Below are 15,979 nucleotides of genomic sequence, written 5' to 3' on the forward strand. Positions count from 1 at the left end.
ATTAGGCACACCGCCCTAACAACTGGGCTGCGCGTAAGGCCCTATCATGGTCTCATGCCACACCTACTAGTCGTCGACGACATGCCGGCAATTTGCGAGTTGATCGCCGATATTGCCAATGATGAAGGCTACACCGTAGCCACCGCCGGCAATATTGCTCAGGCGCAGGACGAAATCCGGGTACTGCCACCTGATGTTGTATTGCTGGACATTACCTTGCCCGATGGCGATGGCATGCAGTTCTGGGAAGACATGGCGCTACGGGGCGCACAGGTGGTCTTCATGACCGGCCAGCCCACTGTCGATTCGGCGGTGTCCGCGCTGCGGGCAGGCGCCGCGGATTTCTTGCGCAAACCCATCAGCCTGCGCCGCCTGCGCGGTGTGCTGGCGGGGGTCAAGTTTCCTCCCATAGACGAAAAAAATCGCGCGGACAATTGCTTTGCCAAGCTGAAAGGTCAATCACGCGCGCTTCAGCTACTGCGCACACACATCGAAAAAGTAGCCCCCACGACGGCTACGGTGTTGCTGGTGGGTGAAAGCGGAACCGGTAAGGAGATTGCGGCCGAGGCCATCCACCTGGCCGGACCTCGCTTCGACCAGCCCTTTGTTCCCGTCAACTGCGGCGCGATCTCGCCCAATCTGATAGAGAGCGAACTTTTCGGCCATCAAAAAGGCAGCTTTACCGGCGCGGACCAGGCACATCAGGGCTACTTTGATCGCGCCCAAGGCGGCACACTGTTCCTGGACGAAATCACGGAAATGCCTGCCGAGCTGCAGGTTCGACTCTTGCGGGTACTGGAATCGGGGTACTTTACGCCGGTGGGAGGACAGCAGGATCGCAAAGCCGATGTCCGCATTATCGCCGCCACCAACCGAAATCCTGAACTGGCCGTAAGCCGCGGACTGCTTCGCGAAGACCTGTTCCACAGGCTCAGCGTGTTTCCGCTGGAGCTACCGCCGTTGCGCGATCGCGATGACGATGTCATTCTTCTTGCACAGCATTTTCTGGATGAGCTGAATGCCAGCAACCACACTGCAAAACACTTCGCGCCCGACATTGCCGATACGCTGCGCCGGCACCCTTGGCCGGGCAACATTCGCGAACTCCGGAACTACGTCTACCGCAACTACATCCTGGCCGACAACGAGCTGAGCGCCCGCCTCAATCCCTTTGAAATGGTGCTTGCGCCACAATCCGGCGCAGAAATCTCGGTGCCCCTCGGCATGTCGCTGGCTGACGCAAATCGTCAGATCATTCTGGAAACGCTCAGACAAAGCGATGGCATCAAGAAGCACGCCGCGCAGGTACTGGGCATCAGCGCCAAAACGCTCTATAACAAGCTCGAAGAATATGGATACAAAGACGAGCAGGATCCCTGACAACGTAGCACGATCTCGTCCCGGGACGCTCAGCTAGTCTAGCGTTCGCAAAATATCGTCCGCAGTCTTTGCGTCGATACGCTCTGCGCTTTGCGCCAGCGGCACACTGCGCCGGCACAGCTCACGGTAAAGCGCCGCGACGTCCGCATCAACGCTGGACAGCGCCTGGACATGCCGGGCCACCGTGCCGGTGTCACCCCGCGATACCGGCCCTGGCATCCCCTTGGCCAGGCCAATGCTTTCGATGGACGAGATAGTACCCTTCAGCAACGGCAGCAGGGCACGCAGGGCATCCTCTTCGCTGGCGCCCCACGACTGCCAGATGCGCGCCGCCTCGGCCAGCAAGACGTTGGCAAACTGAGAGCCATACGCGCCCGCGGCGTGATACCGGCCGCGCATGCCTGGCGGCAGCGCATTCACCGTGCAACCCAATTGGCCAGCCAGCGTACGCAATACCGTCTCAAGCCGGCCCTGCGCTTCGATGGTCACGACACACCCCGGCAGCGTCCTGACCGCCACCTGAGGATCGCTAAAAGTTTGCATGGGGTGAAAGCCGCCTGTCAGCGCGCCCTGGTCTGCCGCTGTCGACAGCGCGCTGACCTCGGTCGCGCCGCTGCAATGCGCCACACCCATGCCGGCACGCCACTGAATTTGATCCACTGTCGCCTTGATGCTGGCGTCTGGCGTTGTCACGAAGACGAGGTCACATTCATTGGCCACCTGTTGTGGCGACAAAACCTTGCAGGCCGGCAACGGGGCGGCCAGCGCCTGGGCACTGCGGGCGCTGCGGCTGGCTGCAGCGTGTATGGTGCAGCCGTGCTGCGCCAGCGTCCAGGCCATTGCCTGTCCCAGGCGTCCGGCACCAATAAAACCTATCCTGAGGGTGTCGGCCGAGATCGTATCCATTGACATAGGTCACCTTGCCTCTGCATATGCGCGACCCATCAGAATACTACGATGGTAAAAACAAGCCCTATCAGTGCCGGCGTCGCCATGTTGTGCACGGCGACGGGCCAGCGGCAACCCCACCCTGGCGATCAGGCCGCGCCAGGTACGGTCTGGTGGTTGGGGCCGCCACTTGACATGGTATGCCCGTTGGGAATGACAGGCACTTCCCTGCCATCGGCATCATACAGTTTGCCGTCTACGACACGGTCCCCTTCGTGCAGGCAGGCAATATCAGACTCGCGGAGAATACGCTCCGTGCCGGCAGCAAAGACCGACTGCTGATCAGAATTACCCATCGACACATGATTGAACAGCAGATTCAAGACAATGGCCACGACTGCCGCCGAGCTGATGCCAGAATGGAAAATCGTGGCAAACCAGGTGGGGAAATGATCATAGAATGACGGCGCTACGACAGGAATCATGCCGGCGCTGACCGCCGTTGCCACAATGATCAGATTCATATTGTTGCTGTAGTTCACCTTGGCCAGCGTACGTATGCCGCTGGCCGCAACCGTGCCAAACAACACGATGCCCGCACCGCCGAGCACTGCGGTCGGCACGCAGGCGACCAGGCGGCCCATGACAGGCAGCACGCCCAGCGTGATCAGGATAAGCCCGCCAAATGCCACAACATAGCGGCTCTTGACGCCAGTCACAGCGACAAGGCCGACGTTCTGCGCGAAGGCGCTTTGAGTGAATGACCCGAACACGGGCGCGATCAGGCTGGACAGCATATCGGCGCGCAGACCGTTACCCAGGCGCTTGCAGTCTACGTCTGTTTCAATGATGTCGCCCACCGCCAGAATATCTGCCGATGTTTCAACCAGCGTGACAATAATCACGATGAACATCGACACAATCGCTGCGGTTTCGAACGTGGGCATCCCGAAGTAGAACGGCGAAGGCAGCGCAAACATCGGGCCTTGCGCAACTTGCGAAAAATCGGCGGCCCCCGTAACAGCGGCGATGACGGTACCGATGACAATCGCAAGCAGGATGGACAGGCGGGAAATCGCTGCGCTGCCTAATTTGCTAAGCAACAGCACAATGGCCAGTGTAAGTCCGGCCAGACCAATATTGGCCATGCTGCCAAAATCCGGCGACTGCTTGTTGCCGCCCATCGCCCAGTGCGCCGCGACCGGCATCAGCGAAAGACCTATCGTCGTGATCACCGACCCGGTCACCAGCGGCGGAAAAAAGCGTATGACTTTGGAAAATACCGGCGTGATGAGCAATCCCAGCAGTGAGGCGGCCATCACCGCGCCAAAGATGGATGGCAATCCACCGCCCGTATTGACGATGGCAATCATCGTCGCCACACCCGCAAACGATACGCCCTGCACCAGCGGCAATTGACAACCAAAAAAAGGAAGCCCCAAGGTCTGCAACAATGTGGCCAGCCCACCCATGAACAGGCAAGCCGTGATCAGCAAGCCGATATCGCTGGCAGGCAGCCCTGCCGCTTCGCCGACAATCAGTGGCACGGCAATAATGCCGCCATACATGGTCAGCACATGCTGAAAACCATAAGCAATGTTGGCGCCCACACCCAGGTTTTCATCCTCAGGGCGCTTTTCCATTGAGGTAGGCGTGACGTTGGTATTCAAAGCGTGTCTCCTTGTTATTCCCGTGTGGATCCGATTTCCATCGGCTCGGGTTTACTGCACAGTTCCGGGCTGCTAGCGATATGCCGGAATCCGATTCCTTAATCGTCGGGCGGCCCGGTCGTGACGCACCATCAGTTGTTCAATATCTACGCCGCACGGCATGCCGTCGGTCAACCGCCATTTCCCGGCCACCATGACATGATCTGCCTGATGTGCGCCACATAGCAGCAGTGCCGCAACAGGGTTTTCCGCGCCTGAAAAACGCAGCTCATCAAGCCGGAAGAGTGCCAGGTCGGCTTGCTGTCCAGGCTCAAGCCCGCCAATGTCAGCCCGCCCCAGGCACCTGGCCGAACCTTGCGTTGCCCATCGAATCACGACATCGTGCGTAATGCGGCCCGGTGAGTACCGCAAACGCCCCAGCAACATCGCCTGTCGCATCTCCTGTGCCAGATTGGAGTGATCATTGGAGGCCGAGCCGTCCACCGCCAGGCCGACAGGCGCACCGGCGGCTTCGAGTTCAACCGTGCGACACAGGCCACTGCCCAATACCATGTTTGAAGAGGGGCAATGCGCGATGCCCGTACCTGCACGGCCCAGGCGCGCGATTTCGGCGTCGTTGAAATGAATGCCATGGGCGAGCCAGGTGCGCTGAGTAAGCCAACCGCAATCTTCAAGATAATCCAGCGGACGCATGCCGAAAAGCTTCTCGCAGTACGCTGTTTCATCCTCGGTCTCTGCCAGATGCGTGTGCAGCCTCACGTCCCTGTCCTGAGCCAGGCGAGCGCTTTCGCGCATCAGCTGACGGCTTACTGAAAAGGGAGAACAGGGCGCCAGCGCAACGGTCACCATGGCGCCCTCGTCGCGCTGATGGTAGCGGTTGATCAACCGCTCACTGTCATCAAGAATAGTCTGCTCATCCTGCACCACCGATTGTGGCGGCAACCCGCCCTCGTCACGGCCCACGCTCATCGATCCACGTGTCAACGCCGCGCGTACGCCAAGCTTTTCCGCCAGTTCTGCCTGGCAATCGATAGCATGACGCAAAGCGCCCGAGAACACATAATGATGGTCAGCCACCGTGGTGCAGCCTGACATCAGCAACTCGACCATGGCCAGCTCGCTGGCCACCGCCATCTGTTCATCATCAAGGCCAGCCCAGACGTCGTACAGTGTGGTCAGCCAGGGAAAGAGCGCTTTGTTCAGCGCCGGAGAATATGCTCGCGTCAGCGTCTGGTAAAAGTGATGATGCGTGTTGACCAACCCTGGCAACAGCACGTGTTGTGACGCGTCGAAGACGTTGTCGACTGGATGCGTGGGCTGGCCACCTGCGGGCACTTGCTCCACGATCTTCGCACCAGCCACCACGATGCCCCCGCCCGCATCCGGATCGGAGCAGCCAAGCGGATTCTTGATCCAGAGCGTTTGCTGTTGTTCTGTCATTAAACGAGTGCGGACTAAGTATGCTTATACGAAGTCGATGATACTCGTCACGTACCGCTGCTGTGATACCCGATCGTTTATGAGCTTTATTTGCCCTGCCATATGTCACAAGGCAAATAAAAGGTGCGGCATCACGATCGCCGATACAGTGCCAGCGTCGCTGCCAGCCCGATCAGCGCACCGCCGCACAGCCGGTTCAGCCAGCGCAAACCCCCTGCGTCAAACGCGTGCATCATGCGTATGCCAAGCAATGCATAGGCCAGCATGGCACACGTATTCAAAACCACCATGATCGTGCCGAGCACAAGGTACTGAGGCAGCAGCGGTGCCGCAGTGTTCAGAAACTGCGGCAAGAATGCCGACATGAAAAGCAAGGCCTTAGGATTGGTGATTGCCACGAGAAAACAGCGCATAAAGAGCGTTCTGCAATCCGGACGCATGACAATGCCGTTCTCTGGTAGTGCCGCGGGTGCATCTGCATGCAAAAGACGCCAGCCCAGATAGACAAGGTAGGCCACGCCCATCCACTTGATTGCCTGGAAGGCCGGTTCCGACGCAGCCAGCAGCACGCCAAGACCTGAGGCAACGGTAGCAATGAGCACGACGTCAGCCAGCACTGCGCCCGCCATGCCCCAACATGCATCGCGCAATCCATAACGCGAGCCATTGCTCATGGCCAGCAGAACGGTAGGACCAGGCGTCACAATCGTGACACCCGATGCAAGAACGAATAGCAGTAGCGTGGCAAATGAAATACTGCTGCTCCTTGAAGATTCAAACCAGACAGCGCCTATGCGGCGTTTTTCCAGCACATGCCATGCCCATGTCAGCCCGCCTGCTCAATCCAGCTCGCGCAGCAGCGTTGCCCAAAATTCCTGACGCCTGCCCAGTGTAGAAATCAACACATGCTCATGCAATGTGTGCGCGCCGTCACCGTCGGCGCCAAGCCCATCTAGCGTCGGCACCCCCATCGCCGAGGTAAAGTTGGCGTCACTGCCGCCGCCCGTCATCGGCGCATCCTCGAGTTCAAAACCCGCCTTGCTGGCGCTCGCCTGCGCCTTCCCAAGCAGCGCCATCGACGCATCCGTCTTCACCATGGGCGGACGATTGAGCTCAACATCAATGTCCAGCTCCACATCCGGATCCACCGCACTCAGGGCACGCATACGGCTCAATATTGCCTGCGCGGCATCCATGTCGGGGACACGAAAATCCACGACACAGCGACACTGTGCCGGCACCGTGTTGGTAACCGTGCCACCGGCGATCGTGCCCACGCTGACCGTGACGCCACGTTCATAGTCGGTCATGCCTTCCAGCGCCAGAACCTGATGGGCCATTTCACGTATCGCGCTGCGACCATTTTCATGCTGCATGCCGGCATGCGCGGGACGCCCTTTGACGTTCAAACGCAGCATACCCGTTCCCTTGCGCGCGGTCACGCAGCGGCCGCCATTGGGGCGGGCTGGCTCACAAACCAGGCCATACCTGGCATTCGCGGCATACTGCTCAATGGATGCCCGCGATGCATGGCTGCCTGTTTCTTCATCGGGCACCATCAGAAAATCGACCGGCAATGGCGTGGACCCCGGGGCCGCCAAGCCCTTCATTGCCATGAAGGCAAGATAAATGCCAGCCTTCATGTCGTAGGTACCCGGCCCGTAAAGACGGTCGCCTTCTATCCGGCAAGGATTCTCCTGTAACGTCCCAATGGGATGCACGGTATCCAGATGACCCAGAATCAGGATGCCCGGCCGAACGTCATCAGCAGCGCGATTGCTCACATAGAGCAGCGGCCCCACGGCGTCGCCGAGCGATGTAAGCTCAGCCCTCAATCCTGCCTGCTGCGCCTGCGCATGCACCAGCGCCGCCATGGCGGCCACACCCTCTGCGGAACGCGTGGGAGATTCGCATCGTATCCATTCCTGGATGCCTGAAACCAGCTCTTCGGTATTCTGCGTAAGTGTCATGACGAACCCAAATTGAGTGAATGTTGAATGATCAGGCAACGTGCTTGCCAGCCAGTGCGGCAAGTTCGTGATCGCTGGGGAGTCGTCCCTCGAACCACAGGCTTGCGCACGCAGCGGACATGGCTCTGCCATCGTGTCCAATACCGGGAACGGTATGCAAAGACCAGTTAAACGGCACGCCAAGGCGAGCCGCTTCCTGTTTTCCGACCTCGAAGTAATGATGAGCTCGAGCGTATCGATGCTTGCCCTGCCGCAAAGCAGCGGGGCCTGACGGCAGGTTGGGATCGTCGGTGACAATATCCTGGTCACCTGCCAGAATCATCATGGGATAAGCGAACAGGCGAGCCAGGCTATCCTGGCTCAAGCCAATGCCACCCATTCCTTCTGGAAAAACATGATCAAAAGTCGGCAAGCTATACCAACCCGCATTGGCGGGCGCAGCAGCTTTGTACCATTCATGTCCCTGACTGCTCATCAGCCGATGGACAAACTGCCCACCCGCAGAGTGTCCGAATAAATACACCTTATCGTCGCTCATCATGCCGGACGAACGCAGGCAGTCGACGATACGGCCAACAATTGCATAGGCCCAGCTGTTGGCGTCTCTGAGCGTTCCATCTTGTGGCTCGAAAACACTGCCATTGTTGTAATGATCAACATCCCGCCATGCTTCGTTGGAGAACGTTGGCGCAACGATCAGCAACTGATGCTTGTCTGCGGCAGGTATCCAGAAATCCCGGTAATCATCCCCATTTCGCAACATTCCGTGCTGCACAATCACGACCGGGCGGCCTGGCGCATAGCCCTCTGATCGATAGGAATGCAGCGTGATCGGCCTGTTTGGATTGTGCTCATCATCCATGAAACGAATCGCTTTGCGACCGGGCAGGCTAAGTTCACGCCTGATGTGAACGGTGTTGGCATTGTCAGAAGAATCCATATGGCTCTCAAGAGTTTAAGTGACAGGCGGACCAGTGCCCCGGCGCAATTTCGTTAAGATCAGGCACCTGCTCGCTGCAGCGCGGCATGGCATGGGGGCAGCGGGGATGGAAGGCGCAACCACCGGGTGGATTCAACGGCGAGGGAATCTCCCCGTGAATCGGCCCAAATTTTCGACCCCTGCGCTTGACGTCAGGCACCTCCGCCAACAACGCCTGGGTGTAAGGATGGTTCGCGCGCGCGAATATCTCTTTTGCCGGCGCGCGCTCCACGATCCTGCCCAGATACATGATGGCCACGCGGTCCGAAATATGTTTGACGACGCTCAAGTCGTGGCTGATGAACAAATAGGTGAATCCATGCTGCTCCCGCAGATCCATAAAAAGATTGATGATCTGCGCCTGAATCGACACGTCCAGGGCCGCCACAGGCTCATCGCAGACAAGAAACTTGGGCGAGACCATCAACGCCCTGGCAATGCCGATGCGTTGGCGCTGGCCGCCAGAAATCTGATGCGGATAGCGATCACGGTACTCTTTGTGCAGCCCCACCTCTGACAGTGCCCGATCAACGCGGGCACCAATTTGTCCTGACGGCGAGAGTTTGTGCACATGCAAGGCCTCGCCAAGTATCTGATGCAATCGCTGACGTGGATTCAACGACGCTTGCGGATCCTGAAAAATCATTTGCACGCCCAGGGTGTAGGCCAGCCGCTCCGCTCCTTTCAACGTCGCCACTGAACGGCCCTGATAGAGCAGCTCTCCCTCGGTCTGCCGGTGCAAACCCGCCACAACACGCCCCAGTGTCGACTTCCCGCAGCCCGACTCCCCAACCAGACCCAAAACTTCGCCATTGTTAACAGACAGATCAACACCATTGACAGCATGCACTGTACGGCGCTCCAGGGGACGCCCCAGCACCGACAGGATGCGCTGCGCAAGGTCCGGGCGTTGCTCGAAGCGCTTGTGAACGTTGCGCAGCTCGATAACCGGCGTATTTGTCTTACTCATGATTGTTCTGCCTGCACAACAACAGGAACGTGGCAGCAGAAGCTGTGCGATCCTTCATGCGTAGCATCGGGAACCTGCTCCGCACAATATGCAATAGCATTGGGGCAGCGTGGCCGAAATGCGCATCCGGCCGGGCGGCCTGTGAGACTGGGCGCCATCCCGTTAATCTGGTAAAGGCGTTCGCCAGGCGCTGTGGTGGATGGCATGGATTCCAGCAGCCCCTTCGTATAGGGGTGCCGTGGTGCATCGAGAATCTCGTCGACCGGCCCTGATTCAACAATGCGTCCCGCATACATGACGGCAACATGATCCGCCAATTCGGCCACGACGCCCAAATCATGCGTGATCCAGATCAAGGCTGTATTGTTCTCGCGACAGATCTCCTGCATCCGATACAGAATCTGGCCCTGTATGGTGACATCCAGCGCAGTTGTCGGCTCATCGCAAATTATCAAGTCGGGTTTGTTCAGCATTGCGATGGCAATCGCCACACGCTGGCGCATCCCGCCGGAAAACTCGTGGGGATAACTGTTCAGGCGCTTTTCAGGCGCAGGTATACCGACCATGTCGAGCGCTTCGCGACAGCGCTCTCGTGCGGCACTCACCGAAACATTCTCGTGCGTCAGAATAGCCTCCATCATCTGCTCGCCAATGCGTAGCACGGGATTAAGCGTCATGAGCGGATCCTGGAAGATCAGGGCAATACGATTTCCTCGCAAGCGGCGCATCTGCTCTTCATCGAGGCGGCGAAGATCGCTACCCTTGAACATGATCTTGCCCGCGACAACCTCGCCGGGCGGGTCAATCAACCCCAGCAGCGAAAAGCCGGTGACGGATTTTCCGGATCCAGACTCTCCGACCAAACCAAGAATCTCGCCTCGACGTACTGTCAGGTCGACCCCATCGACGGCCAGCCACGCGCCCTCTTCTGTATGAAAAGCCGTGCGCAGGCCACTAACCTCGAGCAGTATTTCGTTATTCATCGTCGCGGATCCAGTGCTGCCCGCAGGCGGTCACCCACGATGTTGATCAATAGAATCAGGACTAATAGAGCAACCCCCGGAAACATGCTGATCCAGTAGTCACCAGACAACAGATACTGAAATCCATTAGCAATCAGCAGCCCCAGCGAAGGTTCGGTAATGGGTACGCCAACACCGAGAAATGACAACGTCGCCTCAAGCGCAATAGCGGTGGCAATCTGAATCGTGGCGAAAACCATGACGGGCGCCAGACAATTGGGCAGCAGATGAAACACCATGATGCGCCAAGCCGGAAAGCCAAGGTTTTCAGCCGCCTCAACATACTCCTTGCGTCGCTCTTGCAGCGCACGACTGCGCATGATGCGGGCGTAATGGGCCCACTGAACGACAACAAGCGCGAGAATCACTTTGTCGACGCCGCGCCCAACCATGGCCAGCAATACCAGTGCAACAAGAATGGTTGGAAATCCAAGTATGAAATCGACCACGCGCATGATCAAGGTATCGACAAACCCGCCGACATAGGCCGCCACCAGGCCAGCCATGCTGCCTATGGTCGCCGCCAAGCCCACAGCGGACAAACCTACGATCAGACTAATGCGCAGCCCATACAGGATGGCACTCAACATGTCCCTACCCTGGTCGTCAGTACCCAACCAGTAAACACGACCCTCCATGGATTCCGCCCCCGGCGCCAGGCGGCCATCCAGCAGATTGAGGTTTGCAAGGTCGTAGGGGTTCTGCGGCGCGAAATAAGGGCCAATCAACACCAACCCTATCAGAATGACCAACGCAATGACCGAACCGGTAGCCGTTGGACGACTACGCAGTTGCTTGAGAATGCTTCTGCGTCGCGGCGTCTGGGCCAGAGGCTGAATCGTGCGCGCGTTTTCGCTGTTTGCGGGGTGTGTCATAAAGCTTTCCGTTTTATTGCGCGGCAGCGACCAACTGCACGCGTGGATCCAGCGCAGCGTACAGGATGTCGACAATAAAATTGACCAGCACAAATATCAGCGTGACCAGCATCACGTAGGCCACGACGACAGGGCGATCCAGTTGATACACACTATCAATCAGCAGCTTGCCCATTCCGGGCCAGGCAAAGACAGTTTCAGTAATCGTGGAATAAGCGATCAGGCTGCCAAACTCCATGCCCACCACTGTTACCACTGGAATGAGGATGTTGCGCAGAATGTGCCGGCGAACAATGCGCCCCGGCCTCACGCCTTTTGCCCGGGCAAACTTCACATACTCCTGAGACTGCGCCTCGGCCACGCCCGATGCGGTCAGACGCAGCACCAGTGCGATATTGGCCAGTGCCAGATTTACCGCCGGCATGGCAACGTGCGACCAACCGTCTACAGTGAAAATGGATAGCGGTACACCCAACACCTGAACGGTATCGCCGCGTCCTGACGCGGGCAGCCACCCAAGCCAGACGGCAAACAGCAGGATCAGCATCATGCCTTGCCAGAAGTTGGGCAGGGAAAAACCCAGCACTGAAGTTGCCATGATGCCGCGGCCAAGCAGGCGATCCCGGTACAGGCCGGCAACCAGCCCAAGCGGAATACCCAGAATACAGGTCAGGAAAATCGCCACCACAACCAGTTCGAACGTGGCGGGCATGCGCAGCAGAATCAGCTCAATTGCAGGAATGCCATGCACGAACGAAGTGCCCAGATCGCCATGCAAGGCATTCCACAGAAAGGTGATGTATTGCCGCCAGATAGGCTGATCCAGCCCCAACCGTACAATCGTCGCCATTCGATCTTCTGCGGTGGCCTCCGGGCTAACCAGAAGCTCGATAGGGTCGCCCACCGCATATACCGCAAAGAAAACCACGATGGAAACGGCGAGAAGCACAAACAGGCTCTGAATAAGCCTGCGCAGGGTAAACAAAGCCACGTTACAAACCTTTGATAGTCATGGACGTCTCTTCAGCCGGCCCAACCTACTTAACCGAATGGACTGAAGGAGCCAGCGTATATTGGTCTGCACGACCCTCATAGGTCAAGCCTTTGCGAAAAGCCCAGATCGAACTTTCGAAATGCAACGGGATACTGGGCAGATCGGCCAGCGCAATGGTCAGCGTTTTATGCAGCAGCGCTTCTCGTTTGGCTGGATCCATGGTTACGGCAGCCTCGCGAAAAAACTTATCCAGCTCCGGATTGGAATAGCGTCCGTAATTGCTGGTGCCTAAACCCAGTTCAGGCGCATAGGATGTGATCCAGTACTGCGGAAACGATGAGGCAACCTCTGAGGACCAGCCCCCCATCGCGAAACTGAACTCACGCTTGGCGCGCTTGGGAAAATAAATGGCGCGCGTCATGGCGTCGACGCTTGCCTTGATGCCTACCCGCGACAGATACTGTGCCACGGCCTGGGTAATCTGGCCGTCGTTGATATAACGATCATTGGTCGAAGATACCTTCAACTCAAAGCCATCAGGATAGCCCGCTTCAGCAAGCAGCCGCTTTGCTTCCTGTGGATCGTATTTCAGCTCTGGCGGATTGGGCAATGTTCCATACAGACCATCGATCAGGAACTGGTTGGCAGGCGTGGCCAGGCCATCCATGATTCTTTCCACAATTGTCTTGCGGTCAATGGCCATTGAAATGGCCCTGCGAACCCTGACATCCTGAAGCGGGTTCGAGCCGTCAGCCGCCTTGACACCCGGGCTCGGGTTACGCTCGACGTCGAACTGGAAAAACACCACCCTGACAGAAGGGGTGACAACATATTCAAACCCAGGCGTGTTCTTGATGCGCGGAACATCGCGAGCGGCAGGGCTCTCGATCACATCAAAATCGCCGGCGAGCAGTCCGGTCAATCTGGGACCTGCATTGGGCACTGGCGTAAAGATCACATCGCGCCACTCAGGTTTCTCGCCCCAATAGTTTTCGTTGCGCGTCAGCGCAATGTGGGCTCCCTTTACATATGATTTCAGCGTATACGGCCCGGTGCCGATGGCATTTTTGCCATTATTGAATGCCTCGACCTTCGGCCATTCACCCTTTACGCCACACTTGTTTTCGAGATCGAACGTGATTGGTCCGTGATCGACGATCCCGCTCCACAGAATGCTCGCACGTGTCAGATCATTGGGCAGCAGTGGATAAGGCGCTCGCGTCGTGATTCGCAGCGTATGCGCATCCACCGCCTGCACATCCGCCAGCTTTTTGACGATGGACTCAAATGACCCCGCAATCGACTGTTCGTTATTGACCATTCGGCAAAACGTAAAAATCACGTCTTGCGATGTGAACGCTTCGCCATTGGAGAACTTTACATCCGGCCGTAGCGTGAACTCCCATGTTGTGTCATCCACATTCTTCCAGGAAGTCGCCAACAACGGAATCAGGTTCAGCTTCGCATCCAGCCCCACCAGTGTGTCGAATATATGTGAGGTCAGGGAACCATTGGGCGTGACTTGATGGTAATGCGGATCGACCGCAGTGGGCTCAGAAGCCAATCCAATTTTCAGTGACTGGCCATAGGCGCTCCCTACGGCAAATCCAGCCATGGCAACCCATGCCATGACGCCACGTGCGCAGAACTTGAGCATTTTTATCTCCTTTGGATTCTTATACTTATTGCCACTCCATCTGTGCTGCCGGACGCAGCACTCAGGAAATAGCTTGTGCCAACCTCAAAACAGTTACACCAGGCCGAACGGTGGCAAGCGACGGCATGATAAGGACGCAATTGTCGTAAGGCGCAACCACGGGTTCGTCCTCTTCCCATCCGATCAGCGTGCCTGCATCCAGGCACTCCAGGCCGACCCACGGCTGTGCAAAGCGAAACTTTCCGCTCGGCGTGGAAATTGCCTGGGTCACGCGCAGCGCCTGCTGATGAGGCGCATCGGGGGCCAGCCACCCCGACGGCACCTCGTCCCGGTTCAGTGTGTCCGCTTCAATCAGAAAACGCGCCATTTGATCCATGGCCACATCGCGCGCCTCGTTGGCGCCGTGAAATCCACACTCGATCAACAAGGAACGGGTGCCGTTGTCGCCAGGCGCTCCGAAGCGGCCATAATCCCGCATGCGTACGCCCGCGGCATGTCCCGCATCAGCAATGAGGTTGGCTGGTGCGCCCAGCTTGAGCGCCAGATCGATATTGCGTTGCTGTACGCCAGTCAGTTGCAGCGGCACGTCTGAGGTCGTCATTGAATGAAAATCCATGAGCCAGTCTGCCTGCTCGATCCAGGGCAGCAGCTCAGCCGCCCGACGGCGCTCGCAGCTATTGGCATCGGCCAGCTTGTCTGCGCTCCAGACACGGTTCAGATCTTCATCCACAAAACGGGATGGCAAATAGTTGTCCGCATCGAAGCGGTCGAAGGCCGCCAGATTACAGAAGGCCAGGGTCAATGTGCCACGGCGTGGCCGCAGCCCACTGGCGAGAAATGCCTTGAGCGCCCAGGCCCCGCATAGCTCGTTGCCATGCACGAGCGCGCTCAACATGACGTTCCTGCCGGGCTCCCCGGAATCGAAATGCCAGACACCATGTGTATTAGTATTGCCGAGACGTTCCGCCGAAAGATCCGGACAGGGAAGAACAAACGGGCGCAGCGTAGTCGTCGTATTTGAGGTCATTGTGATGCCATGCGCGAATAGTCTGATATTGGCGAATTCTAGAGTCCTTATGCTTTCTCTACAATTAGCATATTCTGCAATCCCTTTGCTTTTTTGGCAAAGCTGCAGCACGCTATTTTCCAGTCCGCAAGAATCAGGTCAAGGCTCAATCAGGAGGCCAGAAAATCATGCACGGCATTGCACTCAAGTATTTTGTGGAAGTCGCACAGGCAGGTAGCCTTAGCGCGGCCTCACGGCAGCTTCATGTGGCTGTGTCAGCCATCAGTCGCCAGATTGCAGGGCTGGAAGAGGAGATCGGCACACCATTATTTGAACGCGCGCCAAGAGGCATGGTGCTGAGCGAGGCCGGACAACTGCTGTTGGCGCATGCGCGTCGCACGATCATGGAATCGGCATCTGTACTTCATCAGATATCCAACTTGCAGCAAACCCCTCAAGATGAAATCCGGCTCGCCGCCTCTGAAGGCGCGGCACGTGGCTTTCTGGCGGAAGCCATGGCCGTATTTCGGAACAATCATCCCCATACCCGTTTCCGGCTGCATGTCGCCACGCCTCTCGAGGCGATGCGCCTGACTGCGGAAGGCGAAGTCGATCTGGCCGTATCGTTTACCGTTGACCCAGGCGAGGGTGTCTCCATCTTGCATTCCTGGCGCACACCTGTTTATGCCATCATGGCTGCGGGGCATCCGCTGGCGGGGCGCGCTGCCGTCAAGCTTCCCGAGCTATTACGCTATCCATTGGCGCTCACCGACGGCAACAGCACAGCCAGGCATCTGCTGGACAGAGAGTGCGCGCTGGAAGGATTAACGCTGGAAGCAGCGCTGTCGTCCAATTACTCACCCGTACTGCATGTGTTTGTGCGTCATTCAAACGCCGTCATGTTCGCAGGTTATGTCTCGGTGGCCTCGCGGCTGGAATCTGACGGTTTGGTGGCTGTTCCCGTAGACAGCGCAGAACTCCAGTCTCGGAACCTGCAGATTCAGACCATGACGAACCGCCTGCTCCCGCCGGTTGTTACGCGTTTTATCGCGCATGTGAAAGAGGTGGTCGACAACATCGAGGCCAAACGACGTGCGGGCGCGGGGTAGACTGTCCGCCCTGCCTATC

The 15,979-nt window shown here is 57.8% G+C and carries 14 protein-coding genes; 2 read left to right on the forward strand and 12 right to left on the reverse strand.

Annotated elements, in window-relative coordinates:
• Window positions 1-54 precede the first annotated feature (54 nt).
• A complete protein-coding gene (locus ERE07_RS07145) occupies window positions 55-1,380 on the forward strand; it encodes a sigma-54-dependent transcriptional regulator (RefSeq protein WP_130008117.1) in 1,326 nt (441 codons plus the stop codon).
• 33 nt (window positions 1,381-1,413) lie between these two features.
• Here ERE07_RS07145 and ERE07_RS07150 read toward each other — a convergent pair whose 3' ends face one another.
• The 12 genes from ERE07_RS07150 to ERE07_RS07205 form a co-directional block, all read right to left on the reverse strand.
• Window positions 1,414-2,286, reverse strand: coding sequence for a Rossmann-like and DUF2520 domain-containing protein (locus tag ERE07_RS07150; protein ID WP_167670762.1), 873 nt, complete (start codon window positions 2,284-2,286; stop codon window positions 1,414-1,416).
• Between the two features lie 131 nt (window positions 2,287-2,417).
• Entirely contained in the window at window positions 2,418-3,911 is a 1,494-nt protein-coding gene (locus ERE07_RS07155) for a nucleobase:cation symporter-2 family protein (protein ID WP_130008311.1), read from the reverse strand.
• A gap of 99 nt (window positions 3,912-4,010) precedes the next feature.
• The gene (locus ERE07_RS07160) at window positions 4,011-5,378 is read right to left on the reverse strand and encodes an 8-oxoguanine deaminase (protein ID WP_130008119.1); all 1,368 of its coding nucleotides are present in this window, start codon (window positions 5,376-5,378) and stop codon (window positions 4,011-4,013) included.
• Window positions 5,379-5,509: 131 nt separating this feature from the next.
• Complete coding sequence (locus ERE07_RS07165; RefSeq protein WP_130008312.1) at window positions 5,510-6,133, reverse strand: LysE family translocator; 624 nt, start codon at window positions 6,131-6,133, stop codon at window positions 5,510-5,512.
• 84 nt (window positions 6,134-6,217) lie between these two features.
• Window positions 6,218-7,348 (reverse strand): M20 family metallopeptidase, encoded by a 1,131-nt coding sequence (locus ERE07_RS07170; RefSeq protein ID WP_130008120.1) that lies wholly within the window; start codon window positions 7,346-7,348, stop codon window positions 6,218-6,220.
• A gap of 31 nt (window positions 7,349-7,379) precedes the next feature.
• Entirely contained in the window at window positions 7,380-8,288 is a 909-nt protein-coding gene (locus tag ERE07_RS07175; RefSeq protein WP_130008121.1) for an alpha/beta hydrolase family protein, read from the reverse strand.
• A gap of 7 nt (window positions 8,289-8,295) precedes the next feature.
• Entirely contained in the window at window positions 8,296-9,297 is a 1,002-nt protein-coding gene (locus ERE07_RS07180; protein ID WP_130008122.1) for an ABC transporter ATP-binding protein, read from the reverse strand.
• A complete protein-coding gene (locus ERE07_RS07185; RefSeq protein WP_130008123.1) occupies window positions 9,294-10,280 on the reverse strand; it encodes an ABC transporter ATP-binding protein in 987 nt (328 codons plus the stop codon). Before ERE07_RS07185 ends, ERE07_RS07180 begins: the two co-directional genes overlap by 4 nt.
• Window positions 10,277-11,194 (reverse strand): ABC transporter permease, encoded by a 918-nt coding sequence (locus ERE07_RS07190; RefSeq protein WP_130008124.1) that lies wholly within the window; start codon window positions 11,192-11,194, stop codon window positions 10,277-10,279. The genes ERE07_RS07185 and ERE07_RS07190 overlap by 4 nt, the downstream gene beginning before the upstream one ends.
• 13 nt (window positions 11,195-11,207) lie before the next feature.
• Window positions 11,208-12,185: an ABC transporter permease gene (locus tag ERE07_RS07195; protein ID WP_130008125.1), complete on the reverse strand. Its 978-nt coding sequence runs from the start codon at window positions 12,183-12,185 to the stop codon at window positions 11,208-11,210.
• Window positions 12,186-12,231: 46 nt separating this feature from the next.
• Complete coding sequence (locus tag ERE07_RS07200; RefSeq protein ID WP_245153548.1) at window positions 12,232-13,818, reverse strand: ABC transporter substrate-binding protein; 1,587 nt, start codon at window positions 13,816-13,818, stop codon at window positions 12,232-12,234.
• Window positions 13,819-13,906: 88 nt separating this feature from the next.
• Window positions 13,907-14,872, reverse strand: a complete 966-nt coding sequence (locus ERE07_RS07205; RefSeq protein WP_130008127.1) for a M14 family metallopeptidase — start codon at window positions 14,870-14,872, stop codon at window positions 13,907-13,909.
• A 167-nt stretch (window positions 14,873-15,039) separates the two neighbouring features.
• Between ERE07_RS07205 and ERE07_RS07210 the strand changes: the two genes are divergently transcribed.
• Window positions 15,040-15,960: a LysR family transcriptional regulator gene (locus ERE07_RS07210; RefSeq protein WP_130008128.1), complete on the forward strand. Its 921-nt coding sequence runs from the start codon at window positions 15,040-15,042 to the stop codon at window positions 15,958-15,960.
• The last annotated feature ends 19 nt before the right edge of the window (window positions 15,961-15,979 follow it).

The sequence above is a fragment of the Allopusillimonas ginsengisoli genome (genome assembly GCF_004153455.1).
Classification (GTDB): domain Bacteria; phylum Pseudomonadota; class Gammaproteobacteria; order Burkholderiales; family Burkholderiaceae_B; genus Allopusillimonas; species Allopusillimonas ginsengisoli.

What these genes read in the sequence shown, in the direction of transcription:
- ERE07_RS07180 (WP_130008122.1), bottom strand. Translation starts at nt 9,297, where the DNA reads ATGAGTAAGACAAATACGCCGGTTATCGAGCTGCGCAACGTTCACAAG.
- ERE07_RS07145 (WP_130008117.1), top strand. Translation starts at nt 55, where the DNA reads ATGCCACACCTACTAGTCGTCGACGACATGCCGGCAATTTGCGAGTTG.
- ERE07_RS07210 (WP_130008128.1), top strand. Translation starts at nt 15,040, where the DNA reads ATGCACGGCATTGCACTCAAGTATTTTGTGGAAGTCGCACAGGCAGGT.
- ERE07_RS07150 (WP_167670762.1), bottom strand. Translation starts at nt 2,286, where the DNA reads ATGGATACGATCTCGGCCGACACCCTCAGGATAGGTTTTATTGGTGCC.
- ERE07_RS07185 (WP_130008123.1), bottom strand. Translation starts at nt 10,280, where the DNA reads ATGAATAACGAAATACTGCTCGAGGTTAGTGGCCTGCGCACGGCTTTT.
- ERE07_RS07205 (WP_130008127.1), bottom strand. Translation starts at nt 14,872, where the DNA reads ATGACCTCAAATACGACGACTACGCTGCGCCCGTTTGTTCTTCCCTGT.
- ERE07_RS07170 (WP_130008120.1), bottom strand. Translation starts at nt 7,348, where the DNA reads ATGACACTTACGCAGAATACCGAAGAGCTGGTTTCAGGCATCCAGGAA.
- ERE07_RS07160 (WP_130008119.1), bottom strand. Translation starts at nt 5,378, where the DNA reads ATGACAGAACAACAGCAAACGCTCTGGATCAAGAATCCGCTTGGCTGC.
- ERE07_RS07175 (WP_130008121.1), bottom strand. Translation starts at nt 8,288, where the DNA reads ATGGATTCTTCTGACAATGCCAACACCGTTCACATCAGGCGTGAACTT.
- ERE07_RS07155 (WP_130008311.1), bottom strand. Translation starts at nt 3,911, where the DNA reads ATGGAAAAGCGCCCTGAGGATGAAAACCTGGGTGTGGGCGCCAACATT.
- ERE07_RS07190 (WP_130008124.1), bottom strand. Translation starts at nt 11,194, where the DNA reads ATGACACACCCCGCAAACAGCGAAAACGCGCGCACGATTCAGCCTCTG.
- ERE07_RS07200 (WP_245153548.1), bottom strand. Translation starts at nt 13,818, where the DNA reads ATGGCATGGGTTGCCATGGCTGGATTTGCCGTAGGGAGCGCCTATGGC.